The sequence below is a fragment of the Nocardioides sp. genome (assembly GCF_024509035.1).
Classification (GTDB): Bacteria; Actinomycetota; Actinomycetes; order Propionibacteriales; family Nocardioidaceae; genus Nocardioides.
Map to the genome: position 1 here is coordinate 1 of NZ_JANINT010000127.1, position 6,368 is coordinate 6,368.

Below are 6,368 nucleotides of genomic sequence, written 5' to 3' on the forward strand. Positions count from 1 at the left end.
GCGTTCTTCGCCGGCTTCGGGCTGATCGGCGAGTGGCGCGAGGGCGTGATCGAGGCCGAGCGCGTGACGCCCGCCAACCGGTCGGCCCTCCTGGTCGGCCGCCTGACCCGCGACGTCCTGCAGCTGCTCGTGCAGGCGCTGATCCTCGTGGGCCTCGGCGTCGCGATGGGCATGCGCGGCTCGGTGGCCGGCATCGCCCTCGGCGTCCTCATCACGCTGGTCGTCGGCGGTGCGTGTGCGGCGGCGTCCAACGCTCTCGCGCTCACGACCAAGAGCGAGGACGTGATGGCCCCGGTGATCAACATCGTGATGATGCCGGTGCTGCTGCTCAGCGGCATCCTGCTGCCGATGACCCTCGGTCCGGGGTGGCTGAAGCGCACCAGCGACTTCATGCCGTTCCGTTACATCGTCGACGCGGTCCGCGACGGGTTCGCCGGGGACCTCGCCACCTCGGCGGTGCTGTGGGGGACGGTCTGGGCCGTGCTCCTCGCCGCCCTCGGCACCTGGTGGGGCACCGTCACCTTCCGCCGCGAGAACGCCTGAGACGTCGACCCGCCCGAAACTTTCGGGCGGGTCGACGTGCAGTGGTGCACATCTGTGCACTCGAAGATCTAGACACTTGACATCTGGTGTGGTTTTGTAAAGCCCTCGACGTGACGCCCGTCATCTCGCAGGAGGCCCGCCATGACCGCCAGCACGCCCGACACCCCGCCGGCCACGCCGCCGGCCGTCCCGCACAGCACCGTCCCCGAAGGGTCGACGGCGACCTGGAAGGACAAGAAGCGCTACCTGTGGCTGATCGGCCTCGTGGTGCCGTCGCTGGCCTTCATCGGCTACGGCGCCTGGGAGCTCACCGGCTGGGGCATCTGGTTCTGGATCGGCCCGATCGTCATCCTCGTCGTGGTCCCGGCCATCGACCTGATCGCGGGCCTCGACCGCTCCAACCCGCCCGACGACGTCATCGAGGCGCTCGAGAAGGACCGCTACTACCGCTGGATCACCTACCTGTTCCTGCCGATCCAGTACGCCGGCTTCGTCGGCGCCATGTGGCTGATCGCCGGCGGCGCGGACCTGGGCGTGCTCGACAAGGTCGGGCTGGCGGTGTCGATCGGGTGCATCGGCGGCATCGGCATCAACACCGCCCACGAGCTCGGCCACAAGCGCGAGGCCAACGAGCGCTGGCTCTCCAAGATCGCGCTGGCCCAGAGCTTCTACGGGCACTTCTACATCGAGCACAACCGCGGGCACCACGTCCGGGTCGCCACCCCCGAGGACCCGGCGTCGTCACGCGTGGGCGAGAACTTCTACCAGTTCTGGCCGCGCACGGTCTCGGGCTCCCTGAGGTCCGCGTGGAACCTGGAGAAGCGCCGCTACGCCCGCAAGAAGCAGCACCCGTTCCGCCTCGGCAACGACGTTCTCAACGCCTGGCTGATGTCCGCGGTGCTGTGGGGCGGCCTGGTCGCCTGGCTCGGCGTCGGGATCGTGCCGTACCTGGTGATCCAGGCGGTCGTCGGCTTCTCGCTCCTCGAGGTCGTCAACTACATGGAGCACTACGGGATGCTGCGCCAGAAGGTCGGCGTCGGTGAGCGCCAGCGCTACGAGCGCGTCGACCCGACGCACTCGTGGAACTCCAACAACATCGCCACGAACGTGCTCCTCTACCACCTGCAGCGCCACAGCGACCACCACGCCAACCCCACCCGGCGCTACCAGTCCCTGCGCGACTTCGAGGAGTCACCGGTGCTGCCGACGGGGTACGCCGGCATGATCGTGCTCGCCATCGTCCCGGCGGTCTGGCGACGGGTGATGGACCCCCGCGTGCTCGCCCACTTCGACGGCGACCTGTCGCGAGCCAACCTCAGCCCGCGCAAGCGCGACAAGATCCTCGCGAAGTACCCGCCGCCGGTGGCACCGGAGGCCGTGCCGGCCGCGGGGGTCTCGACAGGCTCGACCACCGGGGCGGTGGACGAGGTGCTCGCCGCCCGGTGCCCGGGCTGCGGCTACACCTACGAGGTCGCCGCCGGTGATGAGCACGAAGGCTTCGCCGCCGGCACGGCCTGGGCAGACATCCCCGACACCTGGTGCTGCCCCGACTGCGGGGTCCGCGAGAAGGTCGACTTCGTGCCGCTCACCGAGGCGAACGCCTGACCCCGCTGCTCGACGCCGAGGGCAGCGTCGAGGGAGCACTGACCGAATCGCGGCTCGCCGAGCTGGTGGGTGCCTTCCGGGCCTGAGCCGCCGAGCATCCCCGCGTCTCGGCCTCCGGGTCGAGGCGGGCGGGCGCGTCCTTACACTCGGGGGATGCCTCCGACCACGCGCTCGCGGATCATCGACGCGGCGGTCGCGATGACCGTGGACGGCGGCTGGTCCACGGTCACGATGGCCGCGCTCGCCGAGCGGGTGGGCGTGAGCAGGCAGACGGTCTACAACGAGGTCGGCACCAAGCCCGGGCTGGCCGAGGCGATGATCGGCCACGAGCTCGAGCGCTTCCTCGGGGTGGTGACCGCGGCCTTCGACGAGCATCCGAGCGACCTGGTGGGCGCGATCCGGGCCGCGTCGGGCGGCGTGCTCGAGCTCGCCCAGGACAACCTGCTGCTGCACGCCGTGGTCTCGGCGACGCACGGCGCGGACACCGAGCTGCTGCCGCTGCTCACCACCCACGCCGAGTCGCTGCTCGCGGCCGCCAAGCTGGTCGTCGCCGAGCGGCTCGCGCCGTACGCCCTCGGGCTCGAGGGCCGGCGGCTCGACGCGGCGATCGACGTGGTGGTCCGGGTGGTGCTCAGCCACGTCATGCAGCCCTCGGGCACCCCTGCGGAGACGGCCGACGACATCGCCTGGATCGCTGCCCGGGTGCTCGAGGCACCGCGCGGCTAGGCCGGGCGGGAGAAGCCGAGCACCAGCGCCGAGACGGTGTCCATGCTGATGCCGTCGGCGCCGAGCACCGCTGAGCCCACCAGGCCCTGGCCGAGGGCGTGGAGGTGGAGGGCGGCGACCATCTCGGCGAGCTCCTCGGTCGGCCGGTCGGCCACCCGTCCCAGGCGCCGCAGCACGTCCTCGATGACCGCCGCCAGTCGGACCCGGAACCGCTCCGAGAAGTCCGCGAGCACCGCGCGGGCCCGCTCGTCGCGCAGCGCCAGCAGCGTGAACTCCGCGTGCAGGATGTACCACTCGCGCCCCTGCGCGCGGACCGCGTCGAGCACCGAGCCGATCGACTCGATCGTGAAGTCCTCCTCGGGCACCGCCTCCATCGCGGTCGAGGCGGCGGCGAGCATGCCCTCGCCGCGCTCGCGGAACACCTCGAAGAAGACCTCCTCGATGCTGGAGAAGTTCGAGTAGAAGGCACCGCGGGTGTAGCCGGCGGCGCCGACCAGGTCGTCGACCGTCACCGGCTTGAGGCCCTTCTCGACGAACACGCCGAAGCTCGCCTCGACCAGCCGGGCGCGGGTGTTCTCCCGGCGTCGTGGGGCGGGGCTGCCGGAGCCGGCGGTGGGTGTGGCGGTCGTCATGGGGCCTCTCGATTCATTGATGTATTCAATACGCTACCGTATTGAACGTGTCCTCGTTCCTCTATCGTCTCGGCCGGCTCGCCGCCGGATCCGCGCGCTGGGTCCTCGCCGGGTGGCTGGCGCTCCTCCTCCTGGTCGGTGCCTCGGCGGGCCTGCTCGGCGGTCAGTTCCAGCAGAACATGACGATCCCCGGCACCGAGTCCCAGGAGGGCATCGACACCCTCGACCATCGGATGCCATTGCTGGCCGGGACCAGCGCCCAGGTCCTCTTCGTCGCCCCCGAGGGCGACCGGGTCGCCGACCACCGCGAGGAGGTACGACGCATCCTCTCGCGCGTCGAGGCCGTCGACCACGTGGCCCGCGTCGTCGACCCGTTCGCGGAGGGCTCGGAGCACCTGCTGTCCGACGGCGGTCGCGACGCCCTGGCCCAGGTGCTGCTCGACGAGGGCCTCGACGACCTCGACGACCAGACGGTCGCGGACCTCGAGGAGGCCGCGCAGGTCGCCTCGGACAGCCCCCTCGACGTGCACCTCGGCGGGTCGATCTTCACCACGACCACGGTGACCGTGAGCGCGACCGAGGGCATCGGCGTCCTCCTCGCGCTGGTCGTGCTCGCGATGACGTTCGCCTCACTGCTCGCCGCGGGGCTCCCGATCCTCACCTCGCTCATCGGCGTGGGCGCGACGATGACCGGCCTGCTGGCGGTCGCCGCGTTCACGACCGTCACGAGCACGACGCCGACGCTGGCCCTGATGATCGGCCTGGCCGTCGGCATCGACTACGCGCTGTTCATCGTCTTCCGCCACCGCTCGCAGCTCGCGGCCGGCATGGACGTGTCGGAGTCCGTGGCCCGCTCGGTGGCGACCGCCGGCAGCGCGGTGATCTTCGCCGGGACCACCGTCATCATCGCGCTGTGCGGCCTGGTGGTCGCGCGCATCCCGTTCCTGACCGTGATGGGCTTCGCGGCGGCCGCCGGCGTGGCCGTCGCGGTGGCCGTCGCGCTGACGCTGGTGCCCGCGCTGCTGGCGCTGGCCGGCGAGCGGCTGCGACCGAGGCCCGGGTCGCGCGCCGCCCGCCACGGCGTCGTGGACCTGACCCACAGCGGCCCGGAGCCCGCGAGCCTCGGCGCCCGCTGGGCGCGCTGGATCACCCGCCTCCCCGTCGTCACCGTCATCCTCAGCGTCGCGGCGCTGCTCGTCCTCGCGATCCCCGCGCCGGACCTCGACCTCGGGCTCCCCGACCGCGGGTCGGACCCGCCCGGCAGCACCTCGCGGGTCACCAACGACCTCGTGAGCTCGGCCTACGGCCCGGGCTGGAACAGCCCGCTGCTCGTCACGGTCGACATCATCCGCACCACCGACCCGATCGGCGTCGTCGACGACCTGGCCGCGGACCTCGCCGGGCTCGACGGAGTGGCCGCCGTGCCGCTGGCGACACCCAACCCCGGCGGTGACCTCGGGGTGATCCAGGTCGTGCCCGAGACCGGCCAGACCGACCCGGCCACCGCCGACCTCGTCCGCGAGATCCGGGACCGGCGTACCGCGCTGGAGGAGAAGTACGACGTCACCGACCTCAAGGTCACCGGCCACACCGCCGTCACGATCGACGTCTCGGATCGCCTCTCCGGCGCGCTCGTGCCCTTCGGCCTGGTCGTGGTCGGACTGTCCCTGCTGCTCCTGACGATCGTGTTCCGCTCGATCGCGGTGCCGATCAAGGCGACGCTGGGCTACCTGCTCTCGGTGGCGGCGTCCTTCGGCGCCGTGGCCGCCGTCTTCGAGTGGGGCTGGTTCGCCGACACCCTCGACGTGGCCCGCGTCGGTCCGGTGATCTCGTTCCTGCCGATCATCTTGATGGGCGTCCTGTTCGGGCTCGCCATGGACTACGAGGTGTTCCTGGTCTCGCGGATGCGCGAGGACTTCGTCCACAGCGGCGACGCCCGCCGCTCGGTCGTCACCGGGTTCACCGCCAGCTCGCGCGTCGTCGGCGCCGCCGCGGTCATCATGTTCAGCGTCTTCGCCTCGTTCGTCCCGCACGGTGACGCGATCGTGAAGCCGATCGCGCTCGGCCTCGCCGTCGGCGTCCTGGTCGACGCCTTCCTGGTCCGGATGACGCTCGGCCCGGCGCTGCTCGCGCTGCTGGGGCGCCATGCCTGGTGGCTGCCGCGCTGGTTGGACTCGCGACTGCCGCACCTCGATGTCGAGGGCGCCGGGCTGCAGGTGCACCTCGAGCACGAGGCCTGGGTGCGCGAGCACGGCCCGGCCGCGGTGCGTGCCGAGGGTGCCACCGTCGTGGACCGCCACGGCCGCACCGTGCTGCCTCCGGTCTCGCTCGTCGTGCCGCCGCGCACCCTGGCCGTCGTGGCGCTGCCCGACACGCGCGCCCGGGCCGCCCTGCTCGCCGCGCTCGCCGGGCGGCTGCCGATCACCGACGGCGTCCTCGTCGTCCAGGACCGGGTGCTGCCGGCCGAGGCCCTGACGGTGCGCGCCCGGGTCTGGTACCTGCCGGACTTCCCCGACGAGGCCACCCTCGACCGGTTGGCCGGACCGGCCGGACCGGCTGCCGACCCGGCATCCGACCCGCTCGTCGTCGTCGACCGTGTCGACGAGACCGCCGGCGCGGTCCAGGAGCAGCGCTGGCGCACGCTCGCCGCGCTGGTCGAGCGGGGGATCACCGTCGTCGCCGGCGCGAGCACGGAGCCCGACGTACCCCACCACCCGCTGTGGCCGATCCCGACGGCCGAGAAGGAGACCGCGCCGTGACCCGCGACCGTCGCACCCCCAGCACCGGACGGGCGCTGCTCGCGCTCACCCTGATCCCCGCGCTGCTCGCCGCGGGCGGCCTGTGGTCGCTCGGCGACCGGGT

The 6,368-nt window shown here is 72.2% G+C and carries 5 protein-coding genes; 4 read left to right on the forward strand and 1 reads right to left on the reverse strand.

Annotation, left to right across the window (positions count from 1 at the left end; genetic code table 11):
* The 3 genes from Q0L15_RS10500 to Q0L15_RS10515 form a co-directional block, all read left to right on the forward strand.
* Positions 1-543 (forward strand): ABC transporter permease (locus Q0L15_RS10500; protein WP_296604189.1); only part of this gene is annotated, 543 nt, incomplete at its 5' end.
* 141 nt (positions 544-684) lie between these two features.
* Positions 685-2,148, forward strand: coding sequence for a fatty acid desaturase (locus tag Q0L15_RS24965; protein ID WP_366939563.1), 1,464 nt, complete (start codon positions 685-687; stop codon positions 2,146-2,148).
* A gap of 153 nt (positions 2,149-2,301) precedes the next feature.
* Entirely contained in the window at positions 2,302-2,874 is a 573-nt protein-coding gene (locus Q0L15_RS10515) for a TetR family transcriptional regulator (RefSeq protein WP_296604190.1), read from the forward strand.
* Here Q0L15_RS10515 and Q0L15_RS10520 read toward each other — a convergent pair.
* Positions 2,871-3,506, reverse strand: a complete 636-nt coding sequence (locus Q0L15_RS10520) for a TetR/AcrR family transcriptional regulator (RefSeq protein WP_296604192.1) — start codon at positions 3,504-3,506, stop codon at positions 2,871-2,873. The genes Q0L15_RS10515 and Q0L15_RS10520 overlap by 4 nt on opposite strands.
* A 47-nt stretch (positions 3,507-3,553) precedes the next feature.
* On the opposite strand from Q0L15_RS10520, the gene Q0L15_RS10525 reads away from it, so the two are divergent.
* Complete coding sequence (locus Q0L15_RS10525) at positions 3,554-6,265, forward strand: MMPL family transporter (protein ID WP_296604193.1); 2,712 nt, start codon at positions 3,554-3,556, stop codon at positions 6,263-6,265.
* Positions 6,266-6,368: the final 103 nt, after the last annotated feature.

Bases quoted from the DNA above. Each gene is read 5' to 3' on its own strand.
- Q0L15_RS24965 (WP_366939563.1), top strand. From the start codon at position 685: ATGACCGCCAGCACGCCCGACACCCCGCCGGCCACGCCGCCGGCCGTC.
- Q0L15_RS10515 (WP_296604190.1), top strand. From the start codon at position 2,302: ATGCCTCCGACCACGCGCTCGCGGATCATCGACGCGGCGGTCGCGATG.
- Q0L15_RS10520 (WP_296604192.1), bottom strand. From the start codon at position 3,506: ATGACGACCGCCACACCCACCGCCGGCTCCGGCAGCCCCGCCCCACGA.